At 73.1% G+C, this 17,191-nt stretch carries 15 protein-coding genes; 7 read left to right on the top strand and 8 right to left on the bottom strand.

Annotated elements, in window-relative coordinates:
- Positions 1-8 precede the first annotated feature (8 nt).
- A complete protein-coding gene (locus IF45_RS0113860) occupies positions 9-1,223 on the bottom strand; it encodes an AAA family ATPase (RefSeq protein WP_003952059.1) in 1,215 nt (404 codons plus the stop codon).
- 97 nt (positions 1,224-1,320) lie between these two features.
- Between IF45_RS0113860 and IF45_RS0113855 the strand changes: the two genes are divergently transcribed.
- Positions 1,321-2,268: an NAD(P)/FAD-dependent oxidoreductase gene (locus IF45_RS0113855; RefSeq protein ID WP_003952058.1), complete on the top strand. Its 948-nt coding sequence runs from the start codon at positions 1,321-1,323 to the stop codon at positions 2,266-2,268.
- 82 nt (positions 2,269-2,350) lie between these two features.
- Here IF45_RS0113855 and IF45_RS0113850 read toward each other — a convergent pair whose 3' ends face one another.
- Positions 2,351-4,126, bottom strand: coding sequence for a BCCT family transporter (locus IF45_RS0113850; RefSeq protein WP_015506762.1), 1,776 nt, complete (start codon positions 4,124-4,126; stop codon positions 2,351-2,353).
- Between the two features lie 400 nt (positions 4,127-4,526).
- Here IF45_RS0113850 and IF45_RS0113845 point away from each other — a divergent pair, with 400 nt between their 5' ends.
- Entirely contained in the window at positions 4,527-5,264 is a 738-nt protein-coding gene (locus IF45_RS0113845) for a MerR family transcriptional regulator (protein WP_018468927.1), read from the top strand.
- A 72-nt stretch (positions 5,265-5,336) separates the two neighbouring features.
- Here the strand turns inward: IF45_RS0113845 and IF45_RS0113840 are convergent, their stop codons facing one another.
- The 4 genes from IF45_RS0113840 to IF45_RS0113825 all read right to left on the bottom strand — a co-directional run bounded on the left by IF45_RS0113840 (position 5,337) and on the right by IF45_RS0113825 (position 11,151).
- Complete coding sequence (locus IF45_RS0113840; RefSeq protein ID WP_030307651.1) at positions 5,337-7,517, bottom strand: 3-hydroxyacyl-CoA dehydrogenase NAD-binding domain-containing protein; 2,181 nt, start codon at positions 7,515-7,517, stop codon at positions 5,337-5,339.
- Positions 7,518-7,565: 48 nt separating this feature from the next.
- The gene (locus IF45_RS0113835) at positions 7,566-8,780 is read right to left on the bottom strand and encodes an acetyl-CoA C-acetyltransferase (protein WP_008404371.1); all 1,215 of its coding nucleotides are present in this window, start codon (positions 8,778-8,780) and stop codon (positions 7,566-7,568) included.
- Between the two features lie 38 nt (positions 8,781-8,818).
- Positions 8,819-9,961, bottom strand: coding sequence for an acyl-CoA dehydrogenase family protein (locus tag IF45_RS0113830; protein ID WP_003952053.1), 1,143 nt, complete (start codon positions 9,959-9,961; stop codon positions 8,819-8,821).
- A gap of 74 nt (positions 9,962-10,035) precedes the next feature.
- Positions 10,036-11,151, bottom strand: a complete 1,116-nt coding sequence (locus IF45_RS0113825; protein ID WP_030307648.1) for a CaiB/BaiF CoA transferase family protein — start codon at positions 11,149-11,151, stop codon at positions 10,036-10,038.
- Positions 11,152-11,344: 193 nt separating this feature from the next.
- On the opposite strand from IF45_RS0113825, the gene IF45_RS0113820 reads away from it, so the two are divergent.
- On the top strand, positions 11,345-11,797 hold the full coding sequence (locus IF45_RS0113820; protein WP_037638018.1) for a 2-thiouracil desulfurase family protein: 453 nt from the start codon (positions 11,345-11,347) through the stop codon (positions 11,795-11,797).
- A gap of 20 nt (positions 11,798-11,817) precedes the next feature.
- On the opposite strand, the gene IF45_RS0113815 is transcribed toward IF45_RS0113820, so the two are convergent.
- The gene (locus IF45_RS0113815) at positions 11,818-12,543 is read right to left on the bottom strand and encodes an endonuclease V (RefSeq protein ID WP_030307645.1); all 726 of its coding nucleotides are present in this window, start codon (positions 12,541-12,543) and stop codon (positions 11,818-11,820) included.
- Between the two features lie 61 nt (positions 12,544-12,604).
- Here IF45_RS0113815 and IF45_RS0113810 point away from each other — a divergent pair, with 61 nt between their 5' ends.
- The 4 genes from IF45_RS0113810 to IF45_RS0113795 all read left to right on the top strand — a co-directional run bounded on the left by IF45_RS0113810 (position 12,605) and on the right by IF45_RS0113795 (position 15,494).
- Positions 12,605-13,093: an NUDIX hydrolase gene (locus IF45_RS0113810; protein ID WP_015506764.1), complete on the top strand. Its 489-nt coding sequence runs from the start codon at positions 12,605-12,607 to the stop codon at positions 13,091-13,093.
- Positions 13,094-13,237: 144 nt separating this feature from the next.
- Entirely contained in the window at positions 13,238-14,632 is a 1,395-nt protein-coding gene (locus tag IF45_RS0113805; protein ID WP_003952048.1) for an NADP-dependent succinic semialdehyde dehydrogenase, read from the top strand.
- A 158-nt stretch (positions 14,633-14,790) separates the two neighbouring features.
- Positions 14,791-15,210, top strand: coding sequence for a DUF1622 domain-containing protein (locus IF45_RS0113800; RefSeq protein ID WP_003952047.1), 420 nt, complete (start codon positions 14,791-14,793; stop codon positions 15,208-15,210).
- Positions 15,207-15,494 carry a hypothetical protein gene (locus IF45_RS0113795; protein ID WP_008408355.1) on the top strand — a complete coding sequence of 96 codons (288 nt, stop codon included), beginning with the start codon at positions 15,207-15,209 and terminating at the stop codon, positions 15,492-15,494. Before IF45_RS0113800 ends, IF45_RS0113795 begins: the two co-directional genes overlap by 4 nt.
- An 85-nt stretch (positions 15,495-15,579) precedes the next feature.
- Here IF45_RS0113795 and ulaA read toward each other — a convergent pair whose 3' ends face one another.
- A complete protein-coding gene (gene ulaA, locus IF45_RS0113790; protein WP_008408358.1) occupies positions 15,580-17,178 on the bottom strand; it encodes a PTS ascorbate transporter subunit IIC in 1,599 nt (532 codons plus the stop codon).
- Positions 17,179-17,191: the final 13 nt, after the last annotated feature.

Raw genomic sequence — 17,191 nt, 5'->3', positions numbered from 1 at the left:
CCCCGGCCTCAGAGCCGCGCCTGCACCGTGCTGGCGTCCACGCCCAGTGCCTCGGTGAGGACGCGGGCGCGTACCGCTCGCTGACGGCCGGTGACGCGTTCGATGGCGGCGGTGGAGCGTCCTGCGGCGGCCGCCTCCTCGCGCAGCCTCTCCAGGCGCGTACCGGCCAGGGCCAGCTTCTGGTGGGCGTTCTTGATGACCCACTCGCTGAGCGCCTCCCGGGACTGCCCGGCCATCGAGTCGAGCTGCGCCTCCAGCTCCTCGATGGTGTCGGCGAGGTCGAGCGCCTCCCGGGCGTCGGGGTTGACCAGCTGGAGCACCTCGCGCTCGACCGTCGGCCGCTGGGCGGGCGAGTCCCACAGCACGTGGGTGAGGACGGAGAGGTCCGTCTCGGCGACTTCGGGGCGGCCGTCGAGGTAGGCGGAGGCCTGGAGGAGGCGTACCGACTGGCGCCAGCGGCGGTCGGAGGCGATCAGTTCCTTGCGGCGCAGGGCGGCCCGCAGGGTGCACAGCGCGTCCACCACCGCGTCGGGGACGGGGACGGCCGGCACCTCCTCGGTCACCGCGTGCTGGAGCGCGGCCAGGGTGACGGTGGTGCGCCTCGGCGGGGCGGGCGGGGTGACGGCGGAGCGGATCAGGGCGGCGAAGTTCGAGGGGTCGGCGAGGTAGCCGACCTCGATCCGCACCAGCAGCCGGTCGTAGACGGCGGCGCTCTCCTCGCCGGAGGGGAGTTCGTTGCTGGCGGTGATGGCGCCGATCAGGGGGCAGCGGATGGGCTCGCCGCCGTTCTCGGGGTGGTAGAGCCGTTCGTTGAGGAAGCCGAGGGTCTCGTTGAGCGCGGCGGTGGAGCACTTGAAGATCTCGTCGACGAAGGCGATGTGCGCGGTGGTGGCCCGGCCTTCGAAGACCTGCCGGTACTCGCCCCGGGCCAGCGCCCCGACGTCGACCGGCCCGAACATCCGCGTCGGCGCGGTGAACTTGGAGAGCAGGATCTCCCAGTACGCGGCACCCTCCACGCGGCCGGTGACCTCCCGGGCCAGTTCCGACTTGGCCGTCCCGGGCGGGCCGAGCAGCAGCGAGTGCTGGCCGGCCAGCAGCGTGGCCCAGAGGGTGCGCACCGCGTCGGCCCGTTCGTGGAAGCGCTCCGCCAGCTCCCCGCAGACGGCCCGCAGCCGCTCCGCCGTGTCCTGCTCGAACGTCCCCTGCTCCTGGCGTTCCGCCATCCCCGGCTCCTCCCCCTCGACCGGCCGCCATGGTCACACAGACCGGCCGCCGACCCCGCCCTGGCCCCGTGGACGGCCCCTCCGTTACGGTCCGGCCATGAACGGCGAAACGATCGTGGTGGGCGGCGGAGTCATCGGGCTGACCTCGGCGGTGGTGCTCGCGGAAGCGGGTCACCGGGTCCGGCTGTGGAGCCCCGGGGAGCCGGGGGCGACGACCTCGGCGGTGGCGGGCGGCCTGTGGTGGCCGTACCGCATCGAACCGGAGGAGCGGGTCGGCGCCTGGGCGCTGCGCTCGCTGGAGGTCTACGCGGGGCTGCTGGACCGGCCCGAGGAGACCGGCGCGCGCCTGGTCTCCGGGGTGCACGCGGCGACCCCCCTCGACGGGCTCGGCGCCTGGGCCGCCGAGGTGGACGGGCTGCGGGCGGCGACCGAGGCGGAGTACACGCCCGGCGACGGGCTGTGGGCCCGGCTGCCGGTGCTGGACATGCCGGCGCATCTGACCTGGCTGCTGGGGCGGCTGGAGGCGGCCGGGGGCCGGGTCGAGCGACGGACGGTCACGTCGCTGGCCGAGGCCGCCGAAGGCGCCCGGGCGGTGGTCAACTGCACCGGGCTGGGCGCGGCCCACCTGGTCCCCGACGCCGGGATGCGGCCGGTGCGCGGGCAGCTGGTCGTGGTGGAGAACCCGGGGGTGGACACCTGGTTCACCCACACCGGCACGGGCTCCGAGTCGACGTACTTCATCCCGCAGCCGGGGCGGCTGCTGCTGGGCGGGACCGCCGAGGCCGGGGCGGACTCCCTGGAGCCCGACCCGGTGACGGCGCGGGAGATCGTGGCGCGCTGCGCCGGGCTGCGGCCGGAGATCGCCGGCGCCCGGGTGCTCGGCCACCGGGTGGGGCTGCGGCCCGAGCGGGCCGGCGGGGTCCGGCTGGAGCGCGAGGAACTGCCCGGCGGCGGCGTGCTGGTGCACAACTACGGGCACGGCGGGGCCGGAGTGACCGTGGCCTGGGGATGCGCCGACGAGGTGGCGGCGCTGCTGGACGTGTGACGGGACGGGCGTACCGGCCCCCGGGACGCCGGTGCCCGCCGCGCCGGGAAGGCGGGGCGGGCACAGGCTCGGTGGTGGGGGGTCAGGACTTGACGTGGATGCGCTCCCCGCCCTCCCCGTCGTCCTCGGGACCGGTGATACCGACCGGGTCACCGGCGCTCTCGGGCCCCTGGCCGGGGCCGATGCGGATCTCGAAGTCGCCGTCGTACTTCTCGTGACCGGCGACGACCGCCATCTCGACGGCCTCGTTGCCCATCACGCCGCGCACGATGAGCGGGTCGCGGCGCAGGTCGCGCATGAGGGCGACGCACATGCCGATCATCACCACGACGAACGGCGCGGCCACCAGGATGGTGAGGTTCTGGAGGCCCGTCAGCGCGTCGTCCTCACCGCCACCGATGAGCAGCATGATCGCGGCGACGGCTCCGGTGACGACACCCCAGAAGATGACGACGAACCGGCCCGGCTCCAGGCGGCCCTTCTGCGAGAGGGTGCCCATCACGATGGAGGCCGCGTCGGCACCGGAGACGAAGAAGATACCGACCAGGACCATCACCAGGATGCTGGTGACGGTGGCGATCGGGTACTCGGCGAGGACGCCGAAGAGCTGCGCCTCCTGGGAGGCGTCGGCGGCGAGCCGGCCCTCCTCGGCGAGGCTCATCGCGCTGGTGCCGAAGATGGCGAACCAGATGAGGCTGACCGTGCTGGGCACCAGGATGACGCCGCCGACGAACTGGCGGATGGTGCGGCCCCGGCTGATCCGGGCGATGAACATGCCGACGAAGGGCGTCCAGGAGATCCACCAGGCCCAGTAGAAGACCGTCCAGGAGCCGAGCCAGTCGCCGACGTCCTTGCCCGCCGCGGCCTCGGTGCGGCCGATGAGCTGCGGGAGGTCCTGGAGGTAGGCGCCGATGGAGGTCGGCAGCATGTCGAGCATGATGACGGTCGGCCCGGCGATGAAGACGAAGAGCGCGAGCAGCAGCGCCAGCACCATGTTGATGTTGGAGAGCCACTGGATGCCGCGTTCCACGCCGGAGACGGCGGAGGCGACGAAGGCCACGGTCAGTACGGCGATGATGACGACCAGCAGACCGGTCCCGGCGACCGAGAGCCAGTCCAGCTCCTCGATGCCGCTGCCGATCTGCAGGGCGCCGAGGCCGAGCGAGGCGGCGGAGCCGAAGAGGGTCGCGAAGATCGCGATGATGTCGATGACGCGGCCCAGGACGCCCCGGGAGCGCTTCTCACCGATGAGCGGCTCGAAGACCGCGCTGATGGTCTGGCGGCGCCGCCTGCGGAACGTGCTGTAGGCGATGGCGAGGCCGACCACGGCGTAGATCGCCCACGGGTGGAGCGTCCAGTGGAAGAGGGTGGTCGCCATCGCGGTCTGCATGGCCTCGCCGGCGTCGGCCGGGTCGGTGCCGGGCGGCGGGTCGGCGAAGTGGGCGAGCGGCTCGCTGACGCCGAAGAACATCAGGCCGATGCCCATGCCGGCGCTGAACATCATGGCGATCCAGGAGACGGTCCGGAACTCCGGCCCCTCCCCCTCGGCGCCCAGGGTGATCTTGCCGTAACGACTCATCGCCAGCCAGAGGGCGAAGACGACGAAGCCGGTGGCGGCGAGCATGAAGGCCCAGCCGCCGTTGTGGATGAGCCAGTTCAGCATCGTGCTGGAGGCGGACTCCAGCGCGTCGGTGGCGAGCGCGCCCCACAGGACGAAGGCCAGGGTGAGGGCCGCGGTCACACCGAACACGATGCGGTCGGTGGTGGGCCCGCTGCGTTCGGCGGGGCCGCCGGGTGGGGTGTCCGGCGCGAGCTTCGGGCCGTCGCCGGCCCCTGGTGTGTGCTCTTCGCGCGTCACAGGCGGCACCTTTCGGGGTGGACGTGGATGGGGGACAAAGGGACATGTATCCGCTGACGCCTACCACAGAGCCGCCCCCGGACAGGCCGGTGAGAGCCGGTGTCGAACGGTTCCCGCCGTCAGGCGGAACGTCCGGCCTGCCGGCCGGGGGACCTGGGCGGGCACGGGCCCATGGGGGCCACAGCACTTCGCCCCTGCCCAGACCCGCGCACCTTGCACCTGTCAAAAGCGGGGATTGTGTGCGCATGCCGACGCCCGGTTCCGGTCGCGTGAAGCGCAGAACCGGACATGTCCGGTTCCTCCCTGACGGAAGCTCCGATTCCGCCTCACCGGCCGCCGTGGCCACTTTCACCACACCGGTGAGACAGCAATACTGTTGCACTCCAGAGGAGGCGCTGACATGACGACGGAGACCGGCGAGCCGACGCTCACGATCGACGAGCTGGCCGCCCGGACGGGGGTCACCGTCCGCACCATCCGCTTCTACTCCACCCGCGGCCTGCTGCCGCCCCCGGCCATCGGCCCGCGCCGGGTGGGCCACTACGGCCCCGCGCACCTGTCGCGGCTGGCGCTGATCGAGGACCTCCAGCACCAGGGTCTGACCCTGGCAGCGATCGAGCGGTACCTGGAGCGGCTCCCCGCCGACCTGAGCGACCAGGACCTCGCCCTGCACCGGGCGCTGGTCGCCGCCTGGGTGCCGGACGCCGCGGAGGAGACCTCCCGGGCGGAGCTGGAACGGCGGGCCGGGCGGCCGCTGACCGGGCAGGACGTGGCGCGGCTGACCGCGATGGGCGCGCTGGCGGCCACCGCCGAGCCGGACGCCTTCCTGGTCGACCCGGCGATGCTCCGGCTCGGCCTGCAACTGCTGGACGTACCGATCTCGCACGAGGCGATCCTCGCGGCGCGGGCCATCCTCATGGAGCACGCCCGCTCGGCCGCGGCGGAACTGTCGCGGCTCTTCAAGGACGAGGTGTGGGAGAACGCCGGGGCGGCCGGCGATCCCGGCGAGGTGGAGCGGATCAAGTCGCTCTCGGCGCACATGCAGCCGCTGGTGGTGCAGGCCCTGGTGGCGACGTTCCAGCGCTCGCTCAGGGACGAGCTGCGCAGCTGGCTGCCGGCGGGCGCGGACAAGGAGTAGGGCGGCCCGTACGACGGTGCCCCCGTCCGCCTGCGGCAGGCGGACGGGGGCCCCGGTGCGGGAGGGAGCGGGTCAGTCGGTGAACCGCTCGCCCTTCTCGGCCTTGGCCACCAGCAGCGCCGGGGGCGTGAACCGCTCGCCGTAGGTGGCGGCCAGCTCCTCGGCGCGGGCCACGAAGCCGAGCAGGCCGCCCTCGTAGCCGTTGATGTACTGGAGGATGCCGCCGGTCCAGGCGGGGAAGCCGATGCCCATGATGGAGCCGATGTTGGCGTCGGCGACCGAGGTGAGGACGCCTTCCTCGACGAGGCGGACGGTGTCCAGCGCCTCCGAGAAAAGCATCCGCTCCTGCATGTCCCGGAACGGGATGGTGGTGCCCGGCCGGGTGAAGTGCTCGCGCAGCCCCGGCCAGAGCCCGGCGCGGGAGCCGTCCTCGGCGTAGTCGTAGAAGCCGGCGCCGCCGCTGCGGCCGGTGCGGCCGAACTCGTCGACCATGCGGTCCACCACCGCGTCGGCCGGGTGGTCGGGCCAGGTGCCGCCGGCCTCCTCGATCGCCTTCTTCGTCTCGTTGCGGATCTTGCGCGGCAGGGTGAGCGTCAGCTCGTCGACCAGGGAGAGGACCTTGGCCGGGTAGCCGGCCTGGGCGGCGGCCTGCTCCACGGAGACCGGGTCGAGCCCCTCGCCGACCATGGCGACGCCCTCGTTGATGAAGTGGCCGATCACCCGGGAGGTGAAGAAGCCCCGGGAGTCGTTGACCACGATCGGGGTCTTCTTGATCTGCCGGACCAGGTCGAAGGCGCGGGCCAGCGCCACGTCGCCGGTCCGCTCGCCCTTGATGATCTCCACCAGCGGCATCTTGTCGACCGGCGAGAAGAAGTGCAGGCCGATGAAGTCCTCCTGCCGCTCCACGCCCTCGGCGAGTGCGGTGATGGGCAGGGTGGAGGTGTTGGAGCAGAGCAGCGCGTCGGGGGCGACGACGTCCTGGATCTCCTGGAAGACCTTGTGCTTGAGCGAGGTGTCCTCGAAGACCGCCTCGATCACCGCGTCGCACCCGGCGAGGTCGGCGGCCTCGGCGGTCGGCGTGATCCGGGCGAGCACCTGGTCCGCCTTCTCCCGGGTGGTACGGCCCCGGGAGACGGCCTTGTCGCACAGCTTCTCGGAGTACGCCTTGCCCTTGGCGGCGGCCTCGGGGGTGACATCCTTGAGGAGGACCTCGATGCCGGCGCGGGCGCAGGAGTAGGCGATGCCGGCGCCCATCATCCCGGCGCCGAGGACGGCGACCTTGCGGACGGTGGAGCGCTCCACGTCCTTGGGCCGGTTGGCGCCGGAGTTGACGGCCTGGAGGTCGAAGAAGAACGCCTGGATCATGTTCTTGGCGATCTGCCCGGTGACCAGCTCGGTGAAGTAGCGGGCCTCGATGACCTGGGCCGTCTCGAAGTCGACCTGGGAGCCCTCGACGGCGGCCGCGAGGATGTTGCGCGGGGCCGGGTAGGGGGCGCCGGAGGTCTGCTTCTTGAGGTTGGCCGGGAACGCCGGGAGGTTGGCGGCGAACTTGGGGTGGGCCGGGGTGCCGCCCGGGATGCGGTAGCCCTTGACGTCCCAGGGCTGGACCGACTCCGGGTGGGCGTCGATGAAGGCGCGGGCGTCCACCAGCATCTGCTCGGGCGTCTCGGCGACCGCGTGCACCAGGCCGTTGTCGAGGGCGCGGCGGGGGCTGTACTGGGTGCCCTGGAGGAGCAGCTTGAGCAGCGCGTCGGTGACACCGAGCAGCCGCACGGTGCGGGTGACGCCGCCGCCGGCGGGCAGCAGGCCGAGGGTGACCTCGGGCAGGCCGATCTTGGAGCCGGGGGCGTCCAGGGCGATGCGGTGGTGGCAGGCGAGGGCGATCTCGTAGCCGCCGCCGAGGGCCGCGCCGTTGATGGCGGCGACGACCGGCTTGCCGAGGGTCTCGATGCGGCGCAGCGCCTTCTTGATGGCGAGGCCGCGCTCGAAAATCTCCTGGGCCTGGTCGGGGGTGGCCTGGATCATGTCCTTGAGGTCGCCGCCGGCGAAGAAGGTCTTCTTCGCGGAGGTGACGATGATCCCGCGGATGGTGTCCTTCTCAGCCTCCGCGCGGTCGGCGATCTCGCCGATCGAGCGGATGAAGGCCGCGTTCATGGTGTTGGCGGACTGGGCCGGGTCGTCGAGGACGAGCGTGACGACGCCGGTGTCGTCCTGCTCCCAGCGGATGGTCGACGCGGTGGTGGACTCACTCATGTGTGGCTGCTCCGTGTGGGCGGGCGGAAGGGCGGGGGCGCGGGCGGATCAGAGGCGTTCGACGATGGTGGCGACGCCCATGCCGCCGCCGACGCAGAGGGTGGCGAGGCCGTACCGCTTGTCCTGCCGCTCCAGTTCGTCGATGAGGGTGCCGAGGATCATCGCGCCGGTGGCGCCGAGGGGGTGGCCGAGCGCGATGGCGCCGCCGTTGACGTTGACCTTGTCCAGGCTGAGCCCCATGTCCTTGACGAAGCGCAGCACCACACCGGCGAAGGCCTCGTTGATCTCGACGAGGTCGATGTCGTCGATGGTCAGCCCGGCCTTGGCCAGCGCCTTGCGGGTGGCGGGGGCGGGGCCGGTCAGCATGATGGTGGGCTCGGAGCCGGAGACGGCGGCCGAGACGATCCGGGCGCGCGGGGTCAGGCCGTACCGCTCGCCGGTCTCGCGGCTGCCGACGGCGACCAGGGAGGCGCCGTCGACGATGCCGGAGGAGTTGCCCGCGTGGTGGACGTGGTCGATCTTCTCGACCCAGTGGTACTTCTGGAGCGCCACGGCGTCGAAGCCGCCGAGGTCGCCGATGCCCGCGAAGGACGGCTTGAGGGCGGCGAGGGAGTCGGCGGTGGTGCCGGGCCGCAGGTGCTCGTCGTGGTCGAGGACGGTCAGGCCGTTGCGGTCGCGGACGGGCACGACCGAGCGGGCGAACCGGCCCTCCTTCCAGGCGGTGGCGGCCCGCTCCTGGGAGAGGGCGGCGTACTCGTCCACGTCGCGGCGGCTGAACCCCTCGATGGTGGCGATGAGGTCGGCGCCGATGCCCTGGGGGGCGAAGCCGGTCTCGAAGCTGGTCATCGGGTCCATCGCCCAGGCGCCGCCGTCCGAGCCCATGGAGACGCGGGACATCGACTCGACGCCGCCCGCCAGGACCAGGTCCTCCCAGCCGGAGCGGACCTTGGCGGCGGCCAGGTTGACGGCCTCCAGGCCGGAGGCGCAGAAGCGGTTCTCCTGGACGCCCGCGACGGTGTCCGGCAGCCCGGCGGCGATGGCCGCGATCCGGGCGATGTCGGAGCCCTGGTCTCCGATGGGGCTGACCACGCCGAGGACGATGTCGTCCACGGCGGCCGGGTCGAGGTCGGGGAACCGGGCGCGGATCTCGTGGATGAGGCCGACGACGAGGTCGATCGGCTTGGTGCCGTGCAGGGAGCCGTTGGCCTTGCCGCGACCGCGCGGGGTGCGGATCGCGTCGTAGACGTACGCTTCGGTGGTCAAGACTGGAGCCTTTCGGGGAGTGCGGAGCGGCGGGCCGGTCAGCCCAGCAGGGAGCGGCCGATGATCTCCTTCATGATCTCGGTCGTCCCGCCGTAGATGGTCTGGATGCGCCCGTCGGTGAAGGCCTTGGCGACGGGGTACTCGTTCATGTAGCCGTAGCCGCCGTGGAGCTGGAGGCAGCGGTCGGCGGTGCGCTTCTGGAGTTCGGTGGCCCACCATTTGGCCATCGAGGCGTGCACCGCGTCGAGCTTCCCCTCGGCGTGGTCGGCGATGCAGCGGTCGAGGAAGGCGCGGGTGACGGCGCACTCGGTGGCCATCTCGGCGATCTCGAAGCGGATGTGCTGGAGGCGGGAGAGCGGGCGGCCGAAGGCCTCGCGCTCCTTGACGTAGGTGGAGGTGATCTCCACCAGGTGCTCGGCGGCGGTGATGGCGGCGACCGCGATGGCCATCCGCTCCTGCGCCAGATTGGTCATCAGGTGGAGGAAGGCGCCGTCCCGTTCACCCAGCAGGTTCTCCTTGGGGACGCGGACGTCGTGGAAGAACAGCTCGGCGGTGTCCTGGGACTTCTGGCCGATCTTGTCGAGGTTGCGGCCGCGCTCGAACCCCTCGGCGCCGCGCTCCACCACCAGCAGGGAGAGGCCGTGGGCGCCGCCCTCGGGGGTGGTCTTGGCGGCGACCACGACGAGGTCGGCGAGGATGCCGTTGGAGATGAAGGTCTTGGCGCCGTTGAGCAGGAAGTGGTCGCCCTTGTCCTCGGCGGTGGTGCGGATGCCCTGGAGGTCGGAGCCCGCGCCGGGCTCGGTCATGGCGATGGCGGTGATGGTCTCGCCCGAGCAGAAGCCGGGCAGCCAGCGACGCTTCTGCTCCTCGGTGGCGAGCCCGGTGAGGTACGGGCCGACGATGTCGTTGTGCAGGCCGACGGCGAGGCCGGACACCCCGGCGCGGGCGAACTCCTCGCCGAGGACCGCGCTGTAGCGGAAGTCGGGGTTGCCCCCGCCCCCGTACTCCTCGTCGACGGCGAGGCCCAGCAGGCCCTGGCGGCCTGCGGCGAGCCAGGCGGCGCGGCTGGTGATGCCGTCCCGCTCCCACTGCTCGTAGTGGGGCAGCACCTCCTTGGCGAGGAAGGTGCGGACGGTGTCGCGGAACGCCTCGTGCTCGGCGGTGTAGATCTGCCGTTCCATGCTCGGTGCCTCCTGGGCGCGGGGTCGCGGGTCGAATCCCGCCGTGCGGGTCGGTGTGCGGCGGTGCCGGTACGTCAGCGGGGGCCGAGGCCCCAGTCGCGGGCGACCTCGGCGGTGTCGGCGCCGGGGAGCGCGGGGCCGGTGCGGACGGCGGTCGGGGTGGCGGAGAAGCGGGGGGCCGGGGCGGGCTGGACGCGGCCCTCGTGGGTGGTGAAGGTCTCCCGGGCGGCGAGGTGCGGGTGACTCGCGGCCTCGGCGAGAGAGAGGACGGGGGCGACGCAGGCGTCGGTGCCGGCGAACAGCCCGGTCCACTCCTCTCGGGTGCGGGAGGCGAAGCGGGCGGTGACCGCCTCGCGCAGTTCGTCCCACCGGGCCAGGTCGAACTGGTCCGGGGTCTCCTCGGGCAGGCCGAGGACGCGGGCGAACTCGGCGTAGAAGCGGGGCTCCAGGGCGCCCACGGCCATGTGGCCGCCGTCGGCGGTGGCGTAGCAGCCGTAGAAGGGGGCGCCGCCGTCGAGGAGGTTGCTGCGGCGGCGGTCCTGCCAGACGCCCGCGCCGAACATGGCGTGGATCATCGTGGTGAGGTGGGCCGTGCCGTCCACGATGGCGGCGTCGACCACCTGGCCGGTGCCGTGGGCGCGGGCGTGGTGGAGGGCGGCGAGGACGCCGGTGACGAGGTAGAGGGAGCCGCCCGCGTAGTCGCCGACCAGGTTGGCGGGGACGGCCGGGGGTGCGTCGGGCTCGCCGACCAGGCCGAGGGCACCGGTGACGGCGATGTAGCCGATGTCGTGTCCGGCGCGGTCGGCGAGCGGGCCTTCCTGGCCCCAGCCGGTCATCCGGCCGTAGACCAGGCGCGGGTTGCGGGCGAGGCAGGCGTCGGGGCCGACGCCAAGGCGTTCGGCGACGCCGGGGCGGTATCCCTCGACGAGGATGTCGGCGCGCTCCACCAGGTCCAGGACGCGGGCGGCGCCGTCCTCGGCCTTGAGGTCGACCAGGACGGAGCGCTTGTTGCGGTTGGTGAGGTCCAGGGCCGGGTCGATGCCGAGGCCGGCGCCGCCGGGGCGGTCGACGCGGACCACGTCGGCGCCGAGGTCGGCGAGGAGCATCGCGGCGAACGGGCCCGGGCCTATGCCCGCCAGTTCCACCACCCGGACGCCGTGCAGGGGGCCCGTCGTGGCCGTGTCCGTCATGTCTTCCTCGCTCCGTCGCGCGCCGACCTTGTGACACAACTGATGTAACAGTGTCGATGTTATGGACGGGGAGCCCGGGCCACAAGCCCCCGGAAAGCAAGCGCTCAGCTCAATTCCGGGAGCTGCCCGGACGGCCTCAGGCGCCGGCCGGGCTGTCTCCTGGCCCTAGGCTGGACCGGTGACTGATGAACCGGTGGCCCCTCCCGTGCTGGTCAGTGCCTGTCTGCGGGGTGTTCCCTGTCGGTTCGACGGGCGGGACAAGGCGGTGCGGGGGGTCGACGAGGCGTTGGCGGGGCGGGAGGTGGTGGCGTTCTGTCCGGAGCAGGCGGGTGGGCTTGGCACGCCTCGGGCTGCTGCCGAATTGGTGGGCGGGGACGGGTACGACGTGCTGGACGGGCGGGCCCGGGTTGTGGATGTGAACGGGGTGGATGTCACCGAGGCGTTCGTGGCGGGGGCGCGGCGGGCGCTTGCGGCCGCGCGGCGGGCCGGGTGTGCGGAGGCGGTGCTGATGCCGCGGAGTCCCTCGTGCGGGCGGGGTGAGGTGTACGACGGGGAGTTCCGGGGGGTGCTGGTGCCCGGGGACGGGGTGACGGCGGCGCTGCTGGAGCGGAACGGGATCGCGGTGCGGCGGGCGCCCGGGGTCTGAGGCGGGCGGGAGCCCGGGGCTCAGCCCTGGTCCGCTTCCCCGGTCACGGCGGCCTTGAGCGCGGCGCGGCAGAGGGCGTCGGCGTGGCGGGTGGTCTCGGGGAGGCGGTAGGCGGGGGCGAGGTGGAGGGTGTGGGCGACGGCGCGGTCGAGGGGGACGCCGTGGCCGGCGGAGACGTAGACGGGTTTGACGGCGGTGCGCGTGCGGAGCGCGCGGCCGACCTCCTCGCTGCCGTCGGTGAGCGGGGTCTGGTCGCCGCGCCGTTCGCCGGGTGACTCGTAGGTGAAGGTGAAGGGGTTCTTGGCGACGCCGACGGCCGGGAGGCCGGTCAGGACGCCGAGGTGGCTGGCGAGGCCGAAGCGGCGCGGGTGGGCCACGCCGTAGCCGTCGCAGACGACGAGGCCGGGCGGGGCGGTGAGGGCGGCCAGGGCGGCGAGGACGGCGGGCAGTTCGCGGAAGGCGAGGAGCCCGGGGACGTACGGGAAGGAGACCGGGCCGACGGCGGTGGCCTCCTCGACCACCTCCAGGGTGGCGGCGTCCAGGACGACGGCGGCCGCGGCGACCAGGCCGCGCACGTCGTCGTAGGCCACGTCCACCCCGGTGGCGGTGCCGGTGCCCACCTCGGGGCCGGGCCCGGTCAGGTCGACGCGGGCGCGCAGGGTGTCCTGCACGGACCGGGCCTCGGCCTCGGTGGCGGGCCAGTCGGCGGGGACCGTGACGGCGGCGGGGGCGGGGCGGGCGCGCATGGGCGGTGAGGGTACGCGGTGCGGGCGGGCGAGGTGGCGGCGGGTCGGCCAGACTGGGCGGATGGGTGGACGGCGCAGTGCGGGTCTGCTGCTGTACCGGCGGGTGCCGGACGGCATCGAGGTCCTGCTCGGGCACATGGGCGGGCCGTACTGGGCGCGCCAGGACACCGGCGCCTGGACGGTGCCGAAGGGCGAGTACGCCGAGGACGAGGACGCCTGGCACGCGGCGCGGCGGGAGTTCCGGGAGGAGCTGGGGCTGGCGCCGCCGGAGGGGCCGGTGCGGGAGCTGGGCGAGGTGCGGCAGAGCGGGGGCAAGACGGTGACGGCCTGGGCGGTGGAGGCGGACCTCGACCCGGAGACGGTGGTTCCGGGCACCTTCACCCTGGAGTGGCCGCGCGGCTCGGGCCGCACTCGGGAGTTCCCGGAGCTGGACCGGGTCGCGTGGTGGCCGCCGGGACGGGCCCGGGCACTGCTGGTGGTGGCGCAGCGGGCCTTCGTGGAGCGGCTGGTGGCGGGGCTCGCCGAGGAGGAGGGCGTGGCCGGGGTGTAGAGGCCGGGGGCGGGGGCACGGGGCTGGGCGGGGGTCGCGGTGCGCGGCCCCCGTGTCCGTTTGCGGGGTCCGTGGGCGGGCGGCAGGTTGGAGTGGACGTACGCCGCGCCCAGATCGCGGCGTACCGGAGCGAGAGGTGTGGGCATGGCGATCGCGACGGTGAACCCGGCGACCGGGGAGACCCTGAGGACGTTCGAGGCGCTGACGTCCGAGGAGATCGAGAAGCGGCTGGCGCGGGCCGAGGAGGCGTACCGGGAGCACCGGCTGACCTCCTTCGCGGACCGGGCGCGGCTGCTGCACCGGGCGGCGGATCTGCTGGAGGAGGACATCCCGGAGATCGCCCGCACCATGACCCTGGAGATGGGCAAGACGGTGGCCTCCGCCCGGGCGGAGGCGGCCAAGTGCGTGAAGGCGATGCGCTGGTACGCCGACCGGGCCGAGGGGCTGCTCGCCGACGAGCACCCGGACCAGGCCGACGTGGCGGACTCGGGGGCGGCACGGGCCCGGGTGGTGTACCGGCCGCTGGGTCCGGTGCTGGCGGTGATGCCGTGGAACTTCCCGCTGTGGCAGGTGATCCGGTTCGCCGCGCCCGCGCTGATGGCGGGCAACGTGGGGCTGCTGAAGCACGCGTCGAACGTGCCGCAGACCGCGCTCTACCTGGAGGCCCTCTTCCGCCGGGCCGGGTACCCGGAGGGCTGCTTCCAGACGCTGCTGATCGGCTCCGGCGCGGTCGAGGCGGTCCTGCGCGACCCGCGGGTGGTGGCGGCGACCCTGACCGGCAGTGAGCCGGCCGGGCGGTCGGTGGCCTCGGTGGCGGGCGACGAGATCAAGAAGACGGTGCTGGAGCTGGGCGGCAGCGACCCGTACCTGGTGCTGCCCTCGGCCGACGTCGAGCGGGCGGCGAAGACGGCGGTGACGGCGCGGGTGCAGAACAACGGCCAGTCCTGCATCGCCGCCAAGCGGTTCATCGTGCACACCGAGGTGTACGACGCGTTCACGCAGCGCTTCGCCGAGGGGATGCGGGCTCTGCGGGTGGGCGACCCGATGGACGACACCACCGACGTCGGCCCGCTCTCCAGCGAGCAGGGCCGCAGCGACCTCGCCGAACTGGTCGACGACGCGGTGGACCAGGGAGCGGCGGTGCTGTGCGGCGGCCGCCGCCCCGACGGGTACGAGGACCGGGGCTGGTTCTACGCGCCGACGGTGCTGGCCGGGGTCGACTCCTCGATGCGCATCCACCGCGAGGAGGCGTTCGGCCCGGTGGCGACGGTGTACCGGGTGGGCAGCCTGGACGAGGCGGTGGAGCTGGCCAACGACAGCTCCTTCGGGCTGAGTTCCAACGTCTGGACCCGCGACCGGCACGACATCGACCGCTGCGTGCGGGACCTGCAGGCGGGCGGCGTCTTCGTCAACGGCATGACCGCCTCGCACCCCGGGCTCCCCTTCGGCGGCATCAAGCGCTCCGGGTACGGCCGGGAGCTGGCCGCCGAGGGCATCCGCGAGTTCTGCAACGTGACGACGGTGTGGGAGGCGGACTGAGCTGTGGTTCGGTTCCGCGAGCGGCCGGGGCCGGGCTCCACACATCTCGGTGCGGCTCGTTCCGGCGCCACGGCATGATGCTTTTCCCCGGCTGATTGACGGGTCGTCGGGGGTGGCGAGCCCCGTGCGGGCTTCGCGGCAGGCAGATAATGTCCGGTATGGACTGGGATCTGCTGCCGGAATCGGCCTTGCACAGGGCGGTCGACCTGACCGTGCGTCTGGTGGAGTTCGGCGGCGCCGCGGTGATCTTCATCGGGGCCGTGTGGGCGTTCGTCCAGTTCCTGCTCCTCGGTGTACGCCGACGGCGTCCCCGGAATGCCCGTCCGATTGCCGGCTTCAACCGTATCCGGCTGTCCTTGGGCCGATTCCTGGCTCTGGGGCTGGAGTTCCAGCTGGCCGGGGACGTGCTGCGCACGGCGATCGCCCCGAGTTTCGACCAGATCGGGCAACTGGCCGCCATCGCGGCGATCCGCACAGGACTGAACTTCTTCCTCGGCCGGGAGATCGAGGCGGAGCGCCGGGAGGTGGAGAGGCTGTCGGCTCATGACCGCGGCGGTGCCACAGCTCCCGCGCCATGACAGCTCTGCTGGGGCAGGCGGCCCTCTGGGTGGCCGCGTTCGGACTGATCAGCGCGGTGTGTGCCGCAATCCACCTGCGACAGGTGCAGCCGGTGGTGGCTCTGCTGGCGGACTTCCTGCTCGCGGCCGGACTGATCCGGCTGGCGGGCGAACCGTCCTGGGACTCGCTCGCGCTGGCCGCCTCCACCGGGGCGGTACGCCTGCTGCTGGGCGCCGCGCTGCGGCATCGCGCGAGCGGGATCGGCGCTCGGCGCGGAGGCGGGGGCGGGGGCGGGAGCGGATGAGAGCCTCGTCCGGCGGGCACCGCGGGTACGCCGGCACGATCCTCGACCGCGGCACCGGTGCCCAGGAGGTGGTGGCGGGGAAGCGTCACCCCTCCCCCGGCGGCGGGGGCGGCTTGGGCGCGCCCCGGGGCGGGGCGATGCGGGCCCGGGTGCGGACCGGGCCGCCGTCGCCGACGCCCTCGCGGGCGCTGTCGACGCCGCCCATCGGGTCGTCGCCGGCGGTCTCGGAGGGCGGCAGGAGGGCGTCGCGGCGGGCGCCCGGGTCCCAGCCGGTCTCCACCACGCGCTTCTGGACGAGGATGGCCCCGGCCAGGATGACCGCGCCGAAGGCGAGCATCACGATGAGGCCGGGGGTGGAGCCGAGCTTGGCGGCGTTGCCGACGACCACGCCGAACCAGCCGAAGTCGGCGTCGCCGAAGGTGGTGTTCTCCTCGCCGAAGGCGCCCAGGACCTTCAGCAGCAGGGCGGGGAGGAAGGTGATGAGGATGCCGTTGACGAAGGCGCCGAGGACCGCGCCGCGCCGCCCGCCGGTGGCGTTGCCGTAGACCCCGGCCGCGCCGCCGGTGAAGAAGTGCGGCACGAGGCCCGGCAGGACCAGGGCGAGGCCGAAGGCGGGTTCGAAGACCCAGGCGAGCAGGGCGAGGCTGACCAGGCCGCCGACGAAGCTGGAGATGAAGCCGACCAGCACGGCGTTCTGCGCGTAGGGGAAGACGATCGGCGCGTCCAGGGCGGGGACGGCGCCGGGGACGATCTTCTTGGCGATGCCCTGGAAGGCGGGGACCAGTTCGCCGAGGATGGTGCGGACGCCGAAGAGGATCACGGCGACGGCGATGCCGAACTGGAGGCCCTGCATGACGGACTGCATGAGGTACTCGCCGATGCCCGCCGCCGGCTCGCCGCCCCCGGTGCCGAAGACGGCGTACGCGGTCTCCTTGCCGGCCTTGATCAGGTAGAGGACGGCCACGACGAGGTAGATGAGGACCATCGACAGGGCGGTGGCCACCATCGAGTCGCGCAGGAAGCGCAGCCCCTCGGGGAGGTTCATGTCCTCGGTGCTGCGGCTGCGCCTGCCGACGAGCTGGCCGGTGGCGCCCGCCGCGATGTAGCCGGCGGTGCCGAAGTGGCCGATGGCGACGGTGTTGTTGCCGGTCACCCGCTTGGTCCAGGGGTGGGCCAGCGCGGGCATCGCGACCAGCATGATGCCGAGCAGCACGCCGCCGACGACCACGACCAGCCAGGACGGCTGCCCGGCGGTGGCGAGCACGATGGTCAGCAGGGTCGCCATGAAGAGCATGTGGTGACCGGTGAGGAAGACGTACCGCAGCGGGGTGAAGCGGGCGAGCAGCAGGCCGACGGCGAAGCCGAGGATCATCAGCCACGCCACCCGGGAGCCGTACTCCGCCTGGGCGATGCCGACGATGGCCTCGTTGGTGGGGATGACGCCCTGGGCGCCGGTCGCGCCCTGGATCATGTCGCCGAGCGGGGCGAGCGCGGCGACGACCAGGGTGGCGCCGGCGCCGATGAGCAGGAAGCCCAGGGTCGCCTTGATGGCGCCGCCGAGGATCTGCCCGACGCTCTTGCGCAGCGCGGTCAGGCCGACGGCGGTGATGATGCCGATCAGGTACGCGGGTTCACTGAGGATCTCGTTGACCAGGAACTTCGCGAAGGATACGAGCCAGTCCACGGGGTTCGCCGCC

The organism is Streptomyces albidoflavus, assembly GCF_000719955.1.
Classification (GTDB): Bacteria; Actinomycetota; Actinomycetes; order Streptomycetales; family Streptomycetaceae; genus Streptomyces; species Streptomyces albidoflavus.
Note: the sequence above shows the minus strand (reverse complement) of the source record. Positions and strands in the feature narration are given on the sequence as shown.

Bases quoted from the DNA above. Each gene is read 5' to 3' on its own strand.
- IF45_RS0113825 (WP_030307648.1), bottom strand. From the start codon at position 11,151: ATGACGGACACGGCCACGACGGGCCCCCTGCACGGCGTCCGGGTGGTG.
- IF45_RS0113845 (WP_018468927.1), top strand. From the start codon at position 4,527: ATGACGACGGAGACCGGCGAGCCGACGCTCACGATCGACGAGCTGGCC.
- IF45_RS0113800 (WP_003952047.1), top strand. From the start codon at position 14,791: ATGGACTGGGATCTGCTGCCGGAATCGGCCTTGCACAGGGCGGTCGAC.
- IF45_RS0113815 (WP_030307645.1), bottom strand. From the start codon at position 12,543: ATGCGCGCCCGCCCCGCCCCCGCCGCCGTCACGGTCCCCGCCGACTGG.
- IF45_RS0113855 (WP_003952058.1), top strand. From the start codon at position 1,321: ATGAACGGCGAAACGATCGTGGTGGGCGGCGGAGTCATCGGGCTGACC.
- IF45_RS0113810 (WP_015506764.1), top strand. From the start codon at position 12,605: ATGGGTGGACGGCGCAGTGCGGGTCTGCTGCTGTACCGGCGGGTGCCG.
- IF45_RS0113840 (WP_030307651.1), bottom strand. From the start codon at position 7,517: ATGAGTGAGTCCACCACCGCGTCGACCATCCGCTGGGAGCAGGACGAC.
- IF45_RS0113830 (WP_003952053.1), bottom strand. From the start codon at position 9,961: ATGGAACGGCAGATCTACACCGCCGAGCACGAGGCGTTCCGCGACACC.
- IF45_RS0113860 (WP_003952059.1), bottom strand. From the start codon at position 1,223: ATGGCGGAACGCCAGGAGCAGGGGACGTTCGAGCAGGACACGGCGGAG.
- IF45_RS0113795 (WP_008408355.1), top strand. From the start codon at position 15,207: ATGACAGCTCTGCTGGGGCAGGCGGCCCTCTGGGTGGCCGCGTTCGGA.
- IF45_RS0113805 (WP_003952048.1), top strand. From the start codon at position 13,238: ATGGCGATCGCGACGGTGAACCCGGCGACCGGGGAGACCCTGAGGACG.